This window comes from Xanthomonas sp. DAR 80977 (assembly GCF_041240605.1).
GTDB lineage: Bacteria > Pseudomonadota > Gammaproteobacteria > Xanthomonadales > Xanthomonadaceae > Xanthomonas_A > Xanthomonas_A bundabergensis.
Map to the genome: position 1 here is coordinate 1,985,069 of NZ_CP162487.1, position 18,916 is coordinate 2,003,984.

General features: G+C 71.0%; 14 protein-coding genes and 1 pseudogene. 11 read left to right on the forward strand and 4 right to left on the reverse strand.

Annotated elements, in window-relative coordinates; translation table 11 throughout:
* Positions 1–42: 42 nt before the first annotated feature.
* The 3 genes from AB3X10_RS08400 to AB3X10_RS08410 all read right to left on the reverse strand — a co-directional run bounded on the left by AB3X10_RS08400 (position 43) and on the right by AB3X10_RS08410 (position 4,889).
* Complete coding sequence (locus AB3X10_RS08400; protein WP_369980689.1) at positions 43–1,119, reverse strand: sensor domain-containing diguanylate cyclase; 1,077 nt, start codon at positions 1,117–1,119, stop codon at positions 43–45.
* Between the two features lie 235 nt (positions 1,120–1,354).
* Positions 1,355–2,395, reverse strand: coding sequence for a right-handed parallel beta-helix repeat-containing protein (locus AB3X10_RS08405; protein WP_369980690.1), 1,041 nt, complete (start codon positions 2,393–2,395; stop codon positions 1,355–1,357).
* 115 nt (positions 2,396–2,510) lie between these two features.
* Positions 2,511–4,889 carry a penicillin acylase family protein gene (locus AB3X10_RS08410; RefSeq protein ID WP_369980692.1) on the reverse strand — a complete coding sequence of 793 codons (2,379 nt, stop codon included), beginning with the start codon at positions 4,887–4,889 and terminating at the stop codon, positions 2,511–2,513.
* A gap of 237 nt (positions 4,890–5,126) precedes the next feature.
* On the opposite strand from AB3X10_RS08410, the gene bfr reads away from it, so the two are divergent.
* From bfr to AB3X10_RS08465, 11 genes and pseudogenes are all read left to right on the forward strand, one after another.
* Positions 5,127–5,621, forward strand: a complete 495-nt coding sequence (gene bfr, locus AB3X10_RS08415) for a bacterioferritin (protein WP_369980694.1) — start codon at positions 5,127–5,129, stop codon at positions 5,619–5,621.
* 642 nt (positions 5,622–6,263) lie between these two features.
* Entirely contained in the window at positions 6,264–6,704 is a 441-nt protein-coding gene (locus AB3X10_RS08420; protein ID WP_369980695.1) for a DUF2147 domain-containing protein, read from the forward strand.
* A 110-nt stretch (positions 6,705–6,814) separates the two neighbouring features.
* Positions 6,815–7,708 carry a TorF family putative porin gene (locus AB3X10_RS08425; RefSeq protein WP_369980696.1) on the forward strand — a complete coding sequence of 298 codons (894 nt, stop codon included), beginning with the start codon at positions 6,815–6,817 and terminating at the stop codon, positions 7,706–7,708.
* 2 nt (positions 7,709–7,710) lie between these two features.
* A complete protein-coding gene (locus AB3X10_RS08430; protein WP_369980698.1) occupies positions 7,711–9,372 on the forward strand; it encodes a xylulokinase in 1,662 nt (553 codons plus the stop codon).
* A complete protein-coding gene (locus tag AB3X10_RS08435) occupies positions 9,359–10,021 on the forward strand; it encodes a class II aldolase/adducin family protein (RefSeq protein ID WP_369980700.1) in 663 nt (220 codons plus the stop codon). Before AB3X10_RS08430 ends, AB3X10_RS08435 begins: the two co-directional genes overlap by 14 nt.
* A 55-nt stretch (positions 10,022–10,076) precedes the next feature.
* Complete coding sequence (locus AB3X10_RS08440; RefSeq protein ID WP_369980704.1) at positions 10,077–11,525, forward strand: aspartate aminotransferase family protein; 1,449 nt, start codon at positions 10,077–10,079, stop codon at positions 11,523–11,525.
* Between the two features lie 4 nt (positions 11,526–11,529).
* Positions 11,530–12,171, forward strand: coding sequence for a hypothetical protein (locus tag AB3X10_RS08445; RefSeq protein WP_369980706.1), 642 nt, complete (start codon positions 11,530–11,532; stop codon positions 12,169–12,171).
* Positions 12,172–12,250: 79 nt separating this feature from the next.
* Positions 12,251–13,384: pseudogene (locus AB3X10_RS08450) on the forward strand (MFS transporter); the annotation flags it as partial.
* 48 nt (positions 13,385–13,432) lie between these two features.
* The gene (locus tag AB3X10_RS08455; RefSeq protein ID WP_369981730.1) at positions 13,433–14,155 is read left to right on the forward strand and encodes an SDR family NAD(P)-dependent oxidoreductase; all 723 of its coding nucleotides are present in this window, start codon (positions 13,433–13,435) and stop codon (positions 14,153–14,155) included.
* A complete protein-coding gene (locus AB3X10_RS08460) occupies positions 14,145–15,590 on the forward strand; it encodes an aldehyde dehydrogenase family protein (RefSeq protein WP_369980708.1) in 1,446 nt (481 codons plus the stop codon). Before AB3X10_RS08455 ends, AB3X10_RS08460 begins: the two co-directional genes overlap by 11 nt.
* A gap of 223 nt (positions 15,591–15,813) precedes the next feature.
* A complete protein-coding gene (locus AB3X10_RS08465) occupies positions 15,814–16,473 on the forward strand; it encodes a TetR/AcrR family transcriptional regulator (RefSeq protein ID WP_369980710.1) in 660 nt (219 codons plus the stop codon).
* 155 nt (positions 16,474–16,628) lie between these two features.
* Here AB3X10_RS08465 and parC read toward each other — a convergent pair whose 3' ends face one another.
* Positions 16,629–18,872 carry a DNA topoisomerase IV subunit A gene (gene parC / locus AB3X10_RS08470; RefSeq protein ID WP_369980712.1) on the reverse strand — a complete coding sequence of 748 codons (2,244 nt, stop codon included), beginning with the start codon at positions 18,870–18,872 and terminating at the stop codon, positions 16,629–16,631.
* Positions 18,873–18,916 lie beyond the last annotated feature (44 nt).

The following is an 18,916-nucleotide window of genomic DNA, read 5'->3' on the forward strand; positions in this document are numbered from 1 at the left end:
CGATTGCGGCGATCGTGCATCCGCCTGCGCAGCGGCCGCGGCTCACTCCGACGGCTGCGGCAGCGGGCCGCCGTGTTCGCCGGCACGGTCCGCGGGCGCCGGGCCGGCGCCGGTTTCGAGGCGGATGCGGCCCTTGCCTTCGCGCTTGGCCGCGTACAGCGCCCGGTCCGCGCGCTTGAGCAGGTCGGACACCGTGCCGCCGGGGTGCAGCCGCGCGACCCCGGCGCTGAACGCGAACGCCACATCGTTCACCCGCAGCGTGCAGACGCGCTCCAGCAACCGATGCAGCAACTCGCCGACCTGCGCATCGCTCATGCGTTCGAACAGGATGCCGAACTCCTCGCCGCCAAGCCGGCCGACCCGGCAGCCGTCACCCAGCCGCGCCAGTTCCGCGGCCAGCGCCAGCAGCACCGCATCGCCGACATCGTGGCCGTAGGTGTCGTTGACCTGCTTGAAGTCGTCGATGTCCAGCATCGCGAAATGCAGCGCGCGCTCGCCGCGTGCGGCGGCCAGGGCGTGCAGCTGCTCGGTCAACGCGCGCCGGTTGGCCAGCCCGGTCAGCGCGTCGGTCTCGGAGATGCGCCGGTAGTCCTCCTGCAGCGCAAACGTGGTGCGCATGCTGCGCACGAACATGCGATTGAGCGCGAAGCCGATCAGCGACACCGCCACGACCAGCAGCGCGAGCAGCGGCAGGTCGGACCTGGCCGGGACCGGCGCGGGATGCGCCACCAGCATGATCGACCAGGTGCAGGCCAGCACCAGCAGGTAGTCGCGCGAGAACAGGAACAGCAGGTTGACGCCCAGGCACAGCGTGACCGACACCGGGAGCAGCCAGAAGTCGCCGTGCCGCCCCATGCCGTGCAGCTCGAGCCGGTAGGCCGCGGCCAGCGCCAGCACGTACAGCGCACCGCTCAAGCGCCACTGCCAGAACCGCCGGGCCAGCGCCGAACTCGCCGCCGTGCCGAGCAGGGTGGCGAAGGCCAGCGCATAGGCGTGGTCCAGCGGCCGCGGCAGGTGCGGATTGAGCAGCAGGGTCGCCAGCCAGACGGCGATGGTCAGCCACTGCACCGCCATGATGGAAGGCGCCAGCACCTGGCGGATATGGGTCTGGTACGTCATCTCTGCCCTTCAAGACCGGCGGCTGTCGGGTCTTGGCGTGGGCGATGCCCACAATGCGGTGCCTCGATTGCCCAGGATCGATCCATGATTATCGGCATGGCCGGGATGTGCTTGAGGGATCCGGGACTCGGGACCCGGGACTCGGGACCCGGGACCCGGGAAAGCGCGATGCGGCGATCCGAAGCGCTACCGACTTCCGTTCTTCGTGTCCCCGGTCCCGAGTCCCGGGTCCGGCCTACTCGAAGCGCATGCAGCGCCCGTAGCGCTCCGGCTGGATGTCCACACCGGACGCATCGGCCTGGTTGTTCTTGCGCCACAGGTTCTGGCGGAAGTCCGGTCCGCTGCAGTTGGCGGCGCGGTCCACGCCGATCGTGTAGGTGTAGGGATTGTCCTTGAAGGTATTGTTCTCGAACGTGTTGTCCTGGCTCATGCTGTTGTCCCAGCACAGGATCTCCGGGGTGCGCTGGCGGATCGAGCAGGCCAGGTAGATGCCGGCGCCCTTGTTGCCGGTGAACTGGTTGCCGGCGAACAGGTTGCGCCGCGCATCGGCCAGGTACACGCCCTGGCTGCCGTTGCGCTCCAGGCGGTTGTTGCGGATCTCGCTGTCTTCCAGGTGCTCGGTGGTGATGCCGGCGGCGACGTTGTCGTGGATGTAGTTGTCGATCAGCCTGACCTTGGCGGTGCGGTTGAACGAGACCCCGTCCCAGATCGCGCCGGACACGTCGTTGCGCTCGATCAGCAGGTCGCGGCTGTCGTACTCGCTGAGCAGGCAGGCGCTGCGGCACTTGCTCACGCGCAGCCCGGACAGGCGGATGTTCTGGCCGGAACGCACCACCACCAGGCTGTTGCTCAGGTACGGGCGCTCGGGCATGAATTCCTTCTCGGCGCTGCCGCCGACGATCTGCAACTGCTCGACGGTCACGTCGCGGATCGGCCGCTGCGGGCGCTCGTTCTGGTAGTCGCCGACCACGATGACCGGCTGCTGCACGCCGTCCTGCATGCGCAGCACGGTGGCGTCGCCCTGGCCGCGCAGGCGCAGGCCGTCGCGCTGGATCGACAGCAGCTTGGTCACGTGGAAGTCGCCGGCGGTCAGGCACACCGTGGCCGGCTTGCCGTCGTTGGGCACGCGATCGACCGCGGCTTGCAGGTCGTCGCCCGGTTCGGCGCGCACGCTGCAGTCGGTGGCGGCGGACGCGGGCGCGGCTGCCGTGGCGCAGCCGCTGGACAGGCAGGCGGCGAGCGGCAACAACAGGGCGAGCAGGGGGCGGGAATTCATCGGGTACAGGCTCCGCTTGGGGGGAGGGAGGATCGTCGCGGCCGAGCCGCAGGCGCCATGCGCTGGCGCCGCCGGCAGGCCGGGCAGCGCGCTGTGCGGCTGGCGCGACCAGCGTTCATTGTCGCGCAGGCGGCCGTAACGTCAGCGTGTAACGGGCAGGGCCGGGCAGGAACGGCGATGCGCGGCCTTGCACCCAGTCGTCGTGGCCGGCGCCCCAGAACGGCGACAGCGGATGCTCGCTCTGGCCGCCGGGCATGTGCGCGATGCCGTCGGCCTCGTGGCCGGGCGCGACCACCATGCGCTCGGAGGCGCCGAAGTCCGGGCGCTGCACCCGCGGCATGTCGTTGTCGCCGGGCAAGCCCTCGGCCGGCATGCACAGCCAGCCGCGCAGGAACCCGGGCAGCGATCGCGCCAGCGGATGGCAGATCGCGGCGGTGTTCTGCGCGCCCCAATGGCGCTGCGGCAATGGCGGGTTCTTGCCGTCCTGGTCGCGCACTTCGGCTGCGGCGTCCTCCAGCAAGGCCTGCCAGCTACCGTAGCGACGCGGCAGCAGGTGCGGCGGCTGCTGCTGCAGCATCGGCCAGGCCACCGCCTCCAGTTGCGGCAGCGGCGGCATGGCGTAGTCGGCGCCCAGTTGCGCACGGGCGGGCGCGATCAGGCCGTCGCGGATGCGGGTCAGCAGCGCCAGGCGCCAGGCGCGCACCAGCCGGTAACTCACCGAATCGGTGCTGGCGCGGCCTTCCCAGTGCTTGCTGGCCTGCGCCAAGGCGTGCAGCGCAGGCGTGGCGCCGCCGCCGTCGCGTTGCTGCAGCAGCGTCCACCAGCGCTGCAGCAGCAGGGCGCGGTCGTCGAGCTGGATCGCCAGCAACTGGCGCTCGTCCAGCTGCGGATGCAGGCGCAGGTCGTCGCGGATCTGCTGCGCGCGCGCGCCCAGCGCATAGCCGCCATCGCCCAGCACGGCCAGCTCCTCGCCGCCGACCACGCGCGCGTTGGCGGTCCACAGCTGGCCGTCGGCGGGGTCGATGCGCTGCGGCGAATGCGCGGTGGAGACCGGCCAGGGCGCGCAGCGCTGCGCCGGCGGCACGCCCGCGCTGACGTCGTGGACCAGGGCCGCGCTGGGGCAGCCCGGTCCGCGCAGCGGCAGCGCGCCGAGCACGCGCCAGCCGATGCGCCCGGCGCTGTCGGCCAGCACCAGGTTCTGCGCCGGGGTGGCGATGTGTTGCGCGCTGGCGAAGGCGCTGTCCAGCGAATCGGCGCGGGCCAGGTCGGCCAGGCCCAGGTTCAGCGCGCCGGGCAGCTGCGCCACCCAGCGTTGCGCCAGCGCGGTGCCGTCCGGCTCGTGCTGCAGGATCGGGCCGTAGGCGGTGTCTTCCACGTCCAGCGCGACATCCAGGCCGCCGGCCACCTCGATCCGTTCGTGGTGATGGACGACCGCGGTGCAGCCGGGCTGCGGCTGGGCCGCGCACGGCGTCAACCGGTACCAGTCGCTGGTGTCGGCGTAGCTGTTGGTGAAGCCCCAGGCGACGTGGCCGTTGCTGCCGACGATCACCGCCGGCAGGCCCGGCAGCGAAAACCCGGTGACGTCCACGCGCCCGCCCGGCGCCTGTGCGTCGGCGTAGCGCAGCCGCACCCGGAACCACAGGCTGGGCGCACCCAGTTGCAGGTGCATGTCGTTGGCGACGATGGCGCGGCCGTCGGCGCTGCGGCGGCCGGCGATGGCCCAGTTGTTGCTGCCGGGCGCGGCATGCTCCGCGCTGCCGCCGTCGGCCGCGGCACCGGGCAGGGTGCGCAGATCGACCTGGCTGGCGTCGGGCAGGGGGGCGTCGCCGCGCGCCGGGGCGTCCAGGGGCGCGTCCCAGCTGCTGCCGTCGTGGCGCAGCAGCGCGAACAGCGGCGCCGGCAAGTGCTGCTGCAGGCGGTACAGCGACAGTTCGCGCTCGGCCTGGCGGCCTTGCAGGTCGAAATACATCGCGTCGCCGGCCAGCACCGAGTCCACCGGCTGCCAGTCGCGCGGAGCCTTGAACAGCAGCAGGTAGGGCCACGGCCGCACCCGCAGCGCGTGCAGGCCGCGATTGACGCCGGCGCTATAGGCCTGCAGCGCCGCGGCATGGCTGCCGCCGAAGCCGGCCAGTTGCGCGGCGGCGCGCGCGCGCAGGCGGTGCATGCGGCGCTGCTTGTCCACCCCGAGCGTGGCGTTGCCGACCAGGGCGGACAGTTCGCCGGCGGCGGCGCGGCGCATCAGGTCCATCTGGAAGTAGCGCTCCTGCGCATGCACGTAACCGAGCGCGCGCATCGCATCGGCCTCGCTGCCGGCGTCGATGGTGACCGTGCCCAGGGCATCGCGCTGGATCCGCACCGGCGCCGCCAGCCCGTCCAGGTCGGTCTGGCCGTCGAGCGTGGCCAGGCTGCCGCGCAGCAGCAGCCATGCCAGCAACGCCAGGCCGAGCACCAGCAGCGCCAGCCATGCCATTCCCCGTTTCCACCTGCTGCGCATCCAAGCATCTCCGCCGACCGATCCCGGATTCTAGACGCGACTGCGTGTCGTTCCTGCGCAATCGCGGCCGCCGCCCGCGCGCGGTTGGGCCAGCGTCAGTTTCGGGTGGGTGTGCCCGCGCATGTCCTCGCGCCAGGTCGTGCGGCCGCTGGCAGCGGGATGCTAATGATTCCGATTGGAACGTCGCGCGCGCGGCTCGGGCACTATGGCGGCCTTAGCTGATCCGGAGCCTGCCCCATGAAGGGACATCCTGAAGTTGTGCAATGCCTCATCGAGTTGCTGCGCGGCGAACTCGCCGCCCGCGACCAGTACTTCATCCACTCGCGGCGCTACGAGGACCAGGGCCTGCAGGTGCTGTACGCGCGCATCAACCACGAGATGGAAGAGGAGACCGAACACGCCGACGCGCTGCTGCGGCGCATCCTGTTCCTGGAAGGCGACCCGGACATGCGTCCGCACGCGTTCGAGCCCGGGCGCACGGTCGAAGAGATGCTGCAGAAGGACCTGAAGGTCGAATACGAAGTGCGCGCCAACCTGGCCGCGGGCATGAAGCTGTGCGAACAGCATGGCGACTACGTCAGCCGCGACGTGCTGCTGGCGCAGCTCAAGGACACCGAGGAAGACCACGCCTGGTGGCTGGAGCAGCAACTGGGCCTGATCAAGCGCCTGGGCATGGCGCTGTACCAGACCTCGAAGATCGGCGACGGCAGCGTGTCCGGCAAGGACGCCTGATTCCCTGGCGCCGCATCCCGCCTGCGCGCAACCCCGCGCGACAGGCACTGCGGCGGCGCGCGAGGCCGGCCGACGCGGCGTTGTGACGCGCCAGGCCGAACCTCGCCGATAGAGTGCGGCGTCGCTCGGATGGCGGCCTGTCTTGCCGCAGGATCGCGCAGAGGCAGGCCGTGTTTGTTCCGGCTTGACCACGCGCACGGACGCAGACGCTGCCGCAGGCATCGACGCCGGTTGCCACGCCGGCCGCGGCGTGGCGACACGCGCAATCCGAAGAACCGCCTGCTCGCATCGCCGACAGGCCCGTACCGCGCGCCGCGCGCGCAGAGCCCGCGCTCTTCCTCCGACATCGCGCAACGCACGCGGCGCGCCATTGCCATGCGCAACGCTCCGCACGCGCACGCGATCGGCCGCTGGCTGCGGCTACCCCGAAGATCCGAGTTCGTCGGCCCGGAGGCTGTTGCGGCGCGTCAATTGTGGCCGTTTTCGAGCCGATGCGGGCGTCAGCTGGCTGCGTAACGTCTTGCTTTTGCAGCGGTTTCGACCGCGCCGTGAAATTCGCGGGTCATACGCTTGCAAAACAGTAGTGATCGCTATACGGTAGTTTTAACTACTGTTTGCGCGACCAGCGCCAGGGGGCAGTCCATGCAAATGCGTCATCCGTCGAAGCGTTGTCGTTTCCTGTTCGGTTGCATCGCGGTGTTGCTGGCGCCGCTGGCCGTCGCCGAGCCGGCGCCGGCGCAAGGCCTGTGGTTCACCGCGGCCAGGGATGCGGTGGTCGAATTCGCGCCGTGCGCGGAGGCGGCCGCATCGTTGTGCGGACGGATCGTGTGGGACAAGGATGCCGGCACCGCGAAAGACACCTGCGGGGTCCAGGTGGCGCGGCTGGACCGCTACGAAGACGGCGTATGGCGCGACGGCTGGGCGTTCGACCCGCGCAGCGGCAAGCGCTACCAGGCGACGCTGCGGGCCAAGGGCAATGCCTTGAACATGCGCGCCTTCATCGGCGTGGAAGTGCTCGGCGAGAACGAGCGCTTCACCCGCGCCCAGGCGTTGCCGGCCACGCCGGTCTGCGCCGCCAAGTAAACGGCCGCACGCGGCTGCGCGACCGCTTCGGTCGCAGCCGCGCACTGGCCCGTCGTCCCCCACCCATCGCCACCGAACCAGGGGAAACTCAGATGAATGCAGTCCGCTCCATGGCGGCCCTCGCGGGCGCGCTGTCGCTGTCCTGTGCCGCATGCACGTCCGCCTACGCGCAGCAGGCCGGCGCCGACGGCATCGCCAGCTACCAGTTCGAGAACCAGATCAAGCTGATGAGCGAGCAGCGCACGCGCGGCGTGTCCGACTCGCTGCTGCGGCCGTCGCTGAAGTGGAGCACCCAGTTCGTGCATGCCAGCGGCTTCGTGGCGCTGGTGGAGATCGCCGGGGTCAGCAAGAAGCAGTTCCTCGACGGCGACGGCCTGGGCATCACCGCCGCCGCCGGCTACCGCTTCGGCGATCCCGATGCCTGGCATGCCGGCGTCGGCCTGGCCACCGAGCGCTTCCCGGGCGCGCGCTTCACCGCGCCGCACAGCTTCGATCCGGAAACCGGCACCCCGGCGGACTTCCGCACCACCGACTACGACAGCGATTTCGCGGTGCTGGAACTGGGCTACGGCGCAGTCGAAGGCCGTGTGCTGTACGTGTTGTCCAAGACCTACCGCGGCGCCGATACCGGCGGCGTGTGCGCGCAGATCCTGCAGTTCGCCGCCGACCCGGGCGTGGCGCTGCGCTGCTACGCCCGCGGCGAGCACGATTCGCGCGGCACGCTGCTCGGCGACCTCAACTACCAGATTCCGCTGCTGCCGTCGCTGCTGCCCTCGACCAGCGTGCGCCTGCATGCCGGCTACCAGAAGCTGGCCAACTTCAGCGAAGGCAGCTTCGCCGACTATCAGGTCGGGATCACCCACAAGCGCTGGGGATTCGACTGGAACCTGGATTGGGTGAGCACGCGGGTCAATGCGCACGAACTGTACTGGGTCCAGGATGGCGACCGGATCAGGAAAACCGATCGCGACACCTTCGTCGCCTCGATCGGCTACACGTTCTGACCATGCGCAGCCAATCGCACGACGTCGGCGAGGCCGGGCACCTGCCGTTGGTGCTGGCGGTGGATCTGGGCACCTCCGGCTGCAAGTGCGCGCTGGTCGCGGTGGACGGCACGGTGGTGGCCTGGGCCTTCGAACCGGTGCCGCTGCATGTGCACGGCGTCTGCGCGGAGCAGGATCCGCGCGATTGGTGGAATGCGTTCCTGGCCACCGCCGCGGCGGTGGTCGGGCAGGGCGACGCCGCGTTGCGCCGGCGCATCGTCGCGGTGTGCTGTTCGACCCAGGGCGAGGGCACGGTCTGCGTCGATCGCGACGGCGCCGCGCTGGGCAACGCCATGCTGTGGCTGGACATGCGCGGCCAGGCCGCCATCGCGCAGCGCCTGCGCGGCCGCTGGCTCAGCGTGCGCGGCTACGGCCCGGCCAAACTGCTGCGCTGGCTGCGCCTGAGCGGCGGCGCGCCGGCGCGCAGCGGCAAGGATTGCGCCGGCCACATCGCCTACCTGCGCGACCACCAACCCGAGCGCTACCAACGCACGCACAAGTTCCTCAACGTGCTGGACTACCTGAACCTGCGTCTGACCGGCCGCTTCTGCGCCACGCCCGATTCGATGCTGACCACCTGGGTCACCGACAACCGCGACCCGGCGCGGATCCGCTACGACGCCGGCCTGCTGCGCATGGTCGGCATCGAACGCGACAAACTGCCCGATCTGGTGCCCTCGACCGAAGTGCTGGGGCCGTTGCTGCCGCAGATCGCCGAGCGGCTGGGGTTGTCGCCGAACACCCAGGTGATCGCCGGGGCGATCGACAACTCGGCGGTGGCGGTGGCCGCGGCGGTCAAGGACTACGCCTCGCACCTGTACCTGGGCACCTCGTCGTGGCTGGGCGCGCACGTGCCGAGCATGAAGACCGACGTGTTCAGCAAGATCGCCGCGGTGCCCTGCGCGGTCGGCGGCCGCTACCTGGTCACCGCGCTGCAGACCACCGCCGGCGCCAACCTGTCGTTCCTGCGCGACCGCATCCTGTTCCATCCCGACGAGCTGCTCAGCGACGAGGAGCGGCCGGACGTGTACGAGGTGCTGAACACGATCGCGGCGCGGGTGCCGGCTGGCGCCAACGGCCTGATCTACATGCCGTGGCTGTTCGGCGAGCGCGCGCCGGTCGAGGATCCGAGCCTGCGTGCGGGCCTGGTCAACCTGTCGCTGATGCACACCCGCGAGGACATCATCCGCGCCTTCATGGAAGGCGTGGCGCTCAATACGCGCTGGATGATGGAACCGTTCGCGCGCCTGCTCGGCTGCAATCCGGGCACCATCGCCGCGGTCGGCGGCGGCGCGCAGTCGGACCTGTGGTGCCAGATCATCGCCGACGTCAGCGGCCAGCCGATCCGGCAGTTGCACAACCCGATCCAGGCCAACGCGATCGGCGCCAGCTTCATCGCCGCGGTGGGCCTGGGGCGCCTGCGCTTCGACGACCTGCCGAGCCTGCAGCGCGCGCGCCGCGTGTACGAGCCGGCCACCGCCACGCGCGCGCTGTACGACGACCGCTACGCGGTGTTCAAGCAATTGCATCGCAGCCTGGCGCCGATCTACCGGCGTCTGAATCCCGAGCACGAGAGCGTGCCGCAGCCCAGCGTCGCGGAGGCCACCCAGCATGTTTGCCCATGAACAACGCCAGCGCGTCGCCACGCTGTGCGTGGAGCTGTCGCGGCGCGGCTACCTGGCCGGCACCGGCGGCAACGTCGCGCTGCGCATCGACGATGCCTGTTTCGCGGTGACCCCGTCGGCCACCGACTACCTGACCATGAGCGCCGCCGACATCTGCGTCGTGCGCCTGTCGGACCTGCACAAGCTGCACGGCGACAGCGCACCGTCGGTGGAAACCGGCCTGCATGCGCAGGTGCTGCGGCGGCGCGCGGACGTGGCCTGCAGCATCCACACCCACCAACCGGTCGCCAGTGCCTGCACCCTGCTCGGCGAGCCGCTGCAGGTCGATCTGCCGGCGCTGCGCGCGCTGATCGGCAGGCGCATTCCGATCGTCGGCTACATGCCCTCCGGCACCGGGCTGCTGGCGCGGATGCTGGCGCGCACGCTGCAGCCTGCGACCAATGCCTATCTGATGCGCAACCACGGCGTGCTGTGCTGCGGCGCCAGCCTGGAGGCGGCGGTCGGCGCGGTCGATGCGCTGGAGCGGGTCGCGCGCCAGCACCTGCTGCGCCGGATCCAGCACCGCGCGCTGCACGAGCCCGCCGCCGGCGAATCGCTGCGCGCCGTGCTCGCGGCGATGGGCGTGGCGCCCGAACCGGTGTCGCGCTGAGCGCGCCGCCACCTCGCTTCCCTTTCCGATCCGAACACCGACCATGGCCCCGACAATGAGCTCGACTTCCGCAATTTCGCAATGGCCCGACGTGGGCCAGCTGTACCAGCGCTTCCATGCCCTGGTCAACCAGCCGATGCGGCCGATCCGGCCTGCCGGCATGGCCAAGGTGATGCGCTACTTCGACGAGAAGTGCCAGGGGTCCAAGCGCCTGGGCGAGGCCGCGCAGCGGGTGATCCCGGGCGGCGTGCAGCACAACCTGGCGTTCAACCATCCGTTCCCGCTGGCGATGCGCAGCGCCGAAGGCGCGCACCTGACCGATGTCGACGGCAACCGCTACATCGATTTCCTGCAGGCCGGCGGACCCACACTGCTCGGCTCCAACCCGCCGCAGCTGCGCACCAAGGTCGCCGAGGTGCTGGAGCATTGCGGTCCGGTGACCGGCCTGCTGCACGAGTACGAGGTCAAGCTGGCCGAGCTGGTCTGCGCCAGCATGCCGGCGGTGGAAATGCTGCGCCTGCTCGGTTCGGGCACCGAGGCGGTGATGGGCGCGGTGCGCCTGGCGCGCACCCACACCCGCAAGAAATGGATCGTCAAGATCGGCGGCGCCTACCACGGCTGGAGCGACCAGCTGGTGTACGGCATGCGCCTGCCCGGCACCGGGCGCATGGAGGCGATCGGCATTCCGCGCGGCGCCACCGCGCATACCCAGGAATGCCATCCCAACGACCTGGATGCGCTGCGCCGCACCTTGCAGCTCAACCGGCTGCGCGGCGGCACCGCCGCGGTGCTGCTGGAACCGCTGGGGCCGGAAAGCGGCACCCGCCCGGTGCACCGCGACTACAACCAGCAGGTGCGCACGCTGTGCGACGAGTTCGGCGCGCTGCTGATCTTCGACGAAGTGGTCACCGGCTTCCGCCTCGGCCCCGGCGGCGCGCAGGGCTATTTCGGGGTCAAGCCGGACATCACCGTGCTCGGCAAGTGCCTGGCCGGCGGCTATCCGATGGCCGGCGCGATCGGCGGCCGCCGCGAGGTGATGATGAGCCTGGTCGGCGGCATCGGCACCAGCGCGCGGCGCGCCTTCGTCGGCGGCACGCTGTCGGCCAATCCGCTGTCGTGCGTGGCCGGCTACTACGCCTTGCTCGAGGCGCAGCGCAGCGATGCCGCCGGCCACGCCGGCCGCGCCGGCGATCGCCTGCGGCAGGGCCTGGACGCGATCATCCAGCGGCTCGGCCTGCCCTACGTGGTCTACAACATGGGCTCGATCGTGCACCTGCAGACCTCCGGCGTGCTGCTGCTGGACACCGGCAACCTGTACAAGCTGTGGCGCGTGCGCAAGCAGGCCAAGGAGCGCAAGCACATGATGGAGGAGATGGGCGCGGCGTACTCGGCGCACGGCCTGATCACCCTGGCCGGCAGCCGCATCTACACCAGCCTGGCCGATACCGACGCGGTGGTGGACGAGGCGTTGAACCGCTTCGAAGACGTGTTCAAGCTGGTATGACGCCATGAGCGCGACGGACATGCTCGAATCCACCTGGCTGCAGACCCGCGATCGGTTGCTGGCGAAGGAGCTGCTCGGCGCGGACGCGGCGGCGCTGTCGCTGCGCTGCCCGGGCACGTCGCTGATGTGGCTCGGCGAGGCGCAGGCGCCGGTGCCGGTCCTGCTGGACTGGCGCGACGCCGACGCGCTGCCGCCGGCCGCGCGCGTGCACGCCCGGATCTACGCGCGGCGCGGCGATGTCGGTGCGATCGCCTGGTCGGCCGGGGCGTTCGGGCGCTGCCTGGCCGGGTTCGGCGGCAGCCTGCCGCAGGTGTTCGACGAGCAAGCGCGGCACATCGGGCCGATGCCGGCGCCGGTGGCGACCCCGGCGGCGCTGGCCTCGGCGCTGTCGGGGGCGGGCAATGCGCTGCTGCTCGCCGGGCAGCCGCTGTGCCTGGGCACCAGCGCGCGGCGGCTGGCGCTGAACATCGAGTTGTTCGAGAAATGCGCCAAGGCCTACGTCCTCGCCGCCGCCACTGGCGGCCGCACCCGCCAGTTGCCATGGTGGGTGCGGCGCATCGCCAACGGGCGCCTGCGCAAGGACCAGGCGCGTGCCGCCGCGGCCTTCCAACGCGGCGAACTGCCGAGCGAAAGCACCGCCTACTGAGAGGTTGCCCGTGAACACCGTCGATGCCGCATCGCTTGCCACGCCGTCCTCGCCGCCTGCGCCGCCGCTTGCCGCCGCGCTGCTGATCGGTTCGATCGCGCTGCTGATCCTCGGCGTGCAGCCGATCGTGCTCGGCGACCTGGTCGAGCGGCACCTGATCACGCTGCCGGGCGTGGGCATGGTGGCGATGGGCGAGATCGTCGCACTGGGCCTGGGCGTGGCGCTGGGCGATGCGCTGTTGCCGGTGGCGTGGCAGCGCCGCGCCGCGGTGTGCGCCGCGCTCGCCGCCGCGCTGCTCAACCTGGCCACGGTGCGCGCGGTCGGCGACGGCGCCTTCGTCGCGCTGCGCGCCGCCGCGGGGCTGGCCGAAGGCATGCTGGTGTGGGTGGCGACGGTGAGCATCGTGCGCGCGGCCAAGCCGGACCGGACCACCGCGGTGTTCATGGTGATGCAGACGCTGAGCCAGATCGTGCTGGCGGCCGCGCTGTCGCTGCTGGTGCTGCCGCGCGCGGGGTGGAAGGGCGGCTTCGCGGCCATGGCCGCGCTCGCCCTGCTGGTGGTGCCGCTGTCGCGCTGGCTGTCCGCGCCTGCGCACCCGGCATTGGAATCGGAATCGGCGGCAACGGCGACGGCGACGGCGAAACTGCGCTGGTCGGCGGCCACGCTGTTGCCGCTGGCGGTGGCGTTCCTGCAGATGGCGGCGATCGGCGCGCTGTGGGCGTACCTGGAGCCGCTTGGCCTGCGCGCCGGCCTGGATGCGCACGCGGTGCAGACGCAGACCTCGCTGTCGCTGGCCCTGCAGGTGGCAGGCGGGCTGGCGGCGATCTGGTGGGTGCGCCGGCTCGGCACCGCGGCGACGCTGGTGGTCGGCGGCCTGTTGCTGGCGGCGGTGGCGGTGGTGATCCATCGGCTGTCGCTGGGCAACCCGCAGGCGTTCGCCTTGAGCTACCTGGTGTTCGGTTTCGTGTGGATGTTCCTGATGCCGTTCCATGTCGGCCTGGCGTTCCGCGCCGACGGCCAGGGCCGGGTGGCGGTGCTGGTGCCGGCGGCGCAACTGATCGGCTCGGCCTGCGGCCCGCTGCTGGCCTCCTTGCTGTTGCGCGGCGACGATCCGGCGCCGGTGCCGCTGGTCAGCCTGGGTTTCGCGCTGGCCGCCACGCTGCTGGCGGTGTGGGCCTGGCGCAGCCAGCGGCGCTCGGCGCCGATGCCGGCGGAATCGCATGCCGGCAAGGTGGTGCTGATCGCGGGGGCGTCCTCGGGCATGGGCCGCGCGCTGGCGTTGCGGCTGGCCGAGGAGGGCGCGTTGCTGGTGCTGACCGCGCGCCGTGCCGAGCGCCTGCAGGCCTTGGCGCAGCAGATCGAGGCCGCGGGCGGCCGCTGCCTGGCGCTGGCCGCCGATGCCGAGGACGCGGATGCGGCGCAGGCGGTGGTCGACGCCTGCATCGCCCGCTTCGGCCGCATCGACTTGGCGGTGCTCAACGTCGGCGGCGCGCCGGCGCTGCACTTGCGGCGGATGCAGGCGCGCGAGGTCACCGCGTACATGCGCAGCAACTACGACACGGTGGTGCACTACCTGTTCCCGGTGCTGCGGCAGATGGCGGCGCAGCAGGGCGGGGTGGTGGTGCATACGAATTCGCTGGCCGGTTTTCTGGGCGTGCCGCTGCAAGGGCCGTACTCCGCCGCCAAGGGCGCGCTGCGGCTGCTGTTCGATACCTGCCGCATCGAGTTCGGCGGCCACGGCATCCGCTTCGTCAGCCTCTACCCCGGCTTCGTGGCCACCGCCGCCACGGCCGGCGACGGCATGCCGGCACCGCTGCAGATCAGCGAGGACGCCGCGGTGGAGCACATGCTGCGCGCGATCCGCCAGCGGCGCGGCGACTACCGCTTTCCCGCCTCGACCAGCGCGCTGGTGCGCCTGGCGCAGTTGCTGCCCAGAGCGCTGACCGATTGGATCCAGCGCCGCGAGTTGCAGCGTGCAGGCTGACGCGCCGCTCCACGACGCGGCGCCGGCCGCGATCGCGGCGCTGTTCGCGGCGCAGCAGCCGACCGCGCTGGCCTGGCGTACCTCCACGGCCGCCGAGCGCATCGCCCGGCTGCGCGTGCTGCGCGGCGCGCTGCTGGCGCAACGGCAGGCGCTGTATGCCGCGTTCGCGGCCGACTTCGGCAAGCCCGCGCTGGAAGTGGAACTGACCGAGCTGCTGCCGGTGGTGGACGAGATCGCCACCGCGATCGCGCAGCTGCCGCGCTGGATGCGGCCGCGCAAGGTCGCCTCGACCCTGCTGACGCTGGGCATGCGCGCGCGCATCGCATTCCAGCCCAAGGGCCGCTGTCTGATCGTCGGCCCGTGGAACTATCCGGTGGCCACCGTGCTGGGGCCGCTGGTGTCGGCGCTGGCGGCCGGCAACACTGTCATCGTCAAGCCGTCCGAGTTCACCCCGCACGTCAATGCGGTGCTGCAGGCGTTGCTCGAGGAGGCGTTCGCGCGCAGCGAGGTGGCGCTGGTGCAGGGCGCGGCGGCGACCGCGCAGGCGCTGCTGGAATGCCCGTTCGACCATGTGTTCTTCACCGGCTCGGCGGCGGTGGGGCGGCAGGTGATGGCCGCCGCCGCGCGCCAGCTGATGCCGGTGACGCTGGAACTGGGCGGCAAGTCGCCGGTCATCGTCGATCGCAGCGCGGACCTGCGCCGCGCCGCCGAGGTGATCGTGTGGGCCAAGCTGGTCAATGCCGGCCAGACCTGCATCGCCCCGGACAGCCTGTTCGTGCATCGCGACGTGCGCGAGCCCCTGTTGCGCCATTGCCGCGAACTGCTGGCGCAGCGCTATGGCGACAGCGCGCAGGCGGTCGCCGCCAGCCCGGACCTGGCGCGCATGATCCACGACCGCCATGCCGCGCGCCTGGCCGGGCTGATCGACGAGGCGCGCGCCGGCGGCGCGCAGGTGCTGGCCGGCGGCGACTACGATCTGGCGCGGCGCTTCGTGGCGCCCACGCTGCTGGCGCAGGTGCCGGCGCATGCGCGCATCGCCCAGGAGGAGATCTTCGGCCCGGTGTTGCCGGTCTACGAATTCGGGCATATCGACGACCTGATCGCCCAGCTCGACGCGTCCCCGAAGCCGCTGGCGCTGTACCTGTGGAGCCGCGACCGTGCACTGACCGAACAGGTGTTGAGCCGCACCAGTTCCGGCAGCGCGGTGGTCAACCATTGCCTGCAGCAGTTCGTGCATACCGGCCTGCCGTTCGGCGGGATCGGCGGCTCCGGTTTCGGCGCCGCGCATGGCGTGCATGGTTTCAGGACGTTTTCGCACGAACGGGCGCTGCTGCACGGCGGCCGCCTGCTGACCGCGAAGGCGTTCTTCCCGCCCTATACGCCGTTGCAGCGGCGCTTGGCGGCCGGTTTGAGCGGCTGGCTGGCACGCAAGTGAAGGCGCGACCCGGCAGCGTGCGGATGCCAGCGGGTAAGATGAGGCGATGGCGCGAGGGCGGCGGCAGCGCCGGCCTGGCGCGCGGATCGATACGCTGTTCCGCCTCGGTGGTGGCGCGAGCGCCGCATCCACGCGCGTGCCCGCCACGGCCGGCACGCACGCAGGGCACCGCGCGCGCTTCGCCGATCCGTCACGCTCCGTTCCCTATGACCTACGCGACCACATGCCTCCTGCAAAATCCCGCACCACGCCGCCGCGCCCGCGCCTGACCGGGAACAAGGTGCCGGCGCAGCATCGCGCCACCGAAACCTACGAGCAGATCCTTGCGGTGACCGCGCAGTTGCTCGGCGACGTCGGTGTGGAGCGCTTGTCCACCAACCTGGTGTGCGCGCGCGCCGGGCTGACCCCGCCGGCGCTGTACCGTTATTTCCCCAACAAGTACGCGCTGCTGTCGGAACTGGGCCAGCGCCTGATGGAGCGGCAGAACCAGCTCATTCCCAAGTGGATCACGCTGCAGGCGATGAGCGGTTCCAGACAGGACCTGCAGCGCGCGCTCACCGGCCTGGTGCTGGACACCTATCGGGTGACCAAGGCCACCGAGGGCGGCGTATGGATCCTGCGCGCGCTGCGCGCGGTGCCGGCGCTGCAGCAGGTGCGGCTGGAGTCGCATGCGCAGGTGACCAAGGGCCAGGTGCGGTTCCTGGCCGAGGCCTTCCCGGGCGCCGATCCGCGCCAGCTCAGGCTGGTCAGCCGGATCGTGGTCGACCTGATCTATTCGACGGTGGAGCTGCTGTTCGACGTGCGCCTGAGCGCGCGCGCGGTGGCCGACACCGTGGCGGCGATGATCGCCAGCCATGTCGAGCAGTTGCGTGGCGGGGAGTAGGCTGGGATTGGGGATTGGGGATTGGGGATTCGCAAGAGCCCACCGTTCACCGCTGATGTAGCGCCAGGCAAAAAAAATCGGCCCGAAAGGGCCGATTTGCTGCTCGCTGTTGCGAATCCCCAATCCCCAATCCCCAATCCCCAATCCCGGCCGCGTCACTCCACCGCCAGGCCATCCACCTTCTGCCACCCGCGCGGCAGCAGCCCGCCGCGGCTGGCGCGCACGCCCAGGTAGGCGTCCAGGTCCTTGAACGACAGCGACATGGTGCGCTGGCCGCTCTTCACCAGCAGCGTGTTGCCCGGCGCGACCGCGGCGATCGCCACCACCCGCTCGGTGCCGAGCTTGGCCTTGGGGATGTCGATGATCTTGTTGCCCTTGCCCTTGTCCAGCTCGGGCAGGTCGGCGACCGGGAACGCCAGCAGGTGGCCGGCGCTGGTCACCGCGACGATGCGGTCGGTCTCGGCGTTGCTGACCGCGGCCGGCGTCAGCACCTTGGCGTTCGGGGTCAGGTTGAGCATCGCCTTGCCGGCCTTGTTGCGGCTGGTCAGGTTCTCGAAGCGGGTGACGAAGCCGTAGCCGTGCGAGGACGCCAGCACCAGCCGGCTGTCGTTCTCGCCGCTGGCCATGGCCTGGAACGACGCGCCGGAGGCCGGGGAGAAGCGCCCGGTCAGCGGCTCGCCGTTGCCGCGCGCCGACGGCAGCGAATGCGCCAGGGTGGAGTAGGCGCGGCCTTCCGAATCCAGGAACGCCACCTGCTGCGTGCTGCGCCCGCGCACCGCGGCCAGCAGGCTGTCGCCGTCGCGGTAGGACAGGCCGGCAGGGTCCACGTCGTGGCCCTTGGCCGCGCGGATCCATCCCTTCTCCGACATCACGATGGTCATCGGCTCGCTCGGCACCAGCTCGGTCTCGTCGATCGCCTGCGCTGCGCCGCGCTGCACCAGCGGCGAGCGCCGCGCGTCGCCGAACTTCTTGGCGTCGGCGACCAGCTCGTCCTTGATCATCTTCTTCAGCTTGGTCTTGCTGGCCAGCACCGCCTGCAGCTGTTCGCGCTCCTTGGCCAGCGCGTCCTGCTCGCCGCGGATCTTCATCTCCTCCAGCCGCGCCAGCTGGCGCAGGCGGGTCTCCAGGATGTAGTCGGCCTGTTCCTCGCTGAGCGCGAAGCGCGCGATCAGCGCCGGCTTGGGCTCGTCCTCGCTGCGGATGATGCGGATCACTTCGTCCAGGTTGAGGAACGCGACCAGCAGGCCTTCCAACAGGTGCAGGCGCCGCTCGACCTTCTCCAGGCGATGGTTGAGCCGGCGCACCACGGTGTCGCTGCGGAAGCGCAGCCACTCCTCCAGCAGGGTCTTGAGGTTCTTGACCTGCGGGCGGCCGTCCAGGCCGATCACGTTGAGGTTGACCCGGTAGCTGCGCTCCAGGTCGGTGGTGGCGAACAGGTGGCCCATCAGCTGCTCGGCGTCGACCCGGTTGGAGCGCGGCACCAGCACCACCCGCACCGGGTTGGCGTGGTCGGACTCGTCGCGGATGTCTTCCAGCCACGGCAGCTTCTTGGCGCGCATCTGCTGCGCGATCTGCTCGATCACCTTCGACGGCGACACCTGGTAGGGCAGCGCGGTGACCACGATGTTGGCGTGTTCCTTCTGGAACGTGGCGCGCGCGCGCACGCTGCCGTGCCCGGTCTCGTAGATCGCGCGCAGGTCGGCGGCCGGGGTGATGATCTCGGCGGTGGTCGGGTAGTCCGGGCCGCGCACGTGTTCGCACAGGTCGGCGACGCTGGCGTCGGGGTCGTCGAGCAGGCGGATCAGCGCGCTGACGATCTCGTTGAGGTTGTGCGGCGGCACGTCGGTGGCCATGCCCACGGCGATGCCGGTGGTGCCGTTGAGCAGCAGGTGCGGCAGCCGCGCCGGCATCCAGGTCGGCTCGTCCATGGTGCCGTCGAAGTTCGGCGACCAGTCCACCGTGCCCTGGCCGAGTTCGCCGAGCAGCACTTCGGCGATCGGGGTCAGCTTGGATTCGGTGTAGCGCATCGCCGCGAACGACTTCGGATCGTCGGTGGAGCCGAAGTTGCCCTGGCCCTCGATCAGCGGGTAGCGGTACGAGAACGGCTGCGCCATCAGCACCAGCGCTTCGTAGCAGGCGCTGTCGCCGTGCGGGTGGTACTTGCCGATCACGTCGCCGACGGTGCGCGCGGACTTCTTCGGCTTGGCGGTGGCGTTCAGGCCCAGCTCGCTCATCGCGTAGATGATGCGCCGCTGCACCGGTTTCAGGCCGTCGCCGAGGAACGGCAGGGCGCGGTCCAGCACCACGTACATGGAGTAGTCGAGGTAGGCGCGTTCGGCGTATTCGCGCAGCGGCAGCTGTTCGAAACCATGGAAGGCGGGGCGGGCGAGATCGGTCATGCGCAGGAAATACCTATAGGGGAACGCGGCGGCGGGCGCCGCAG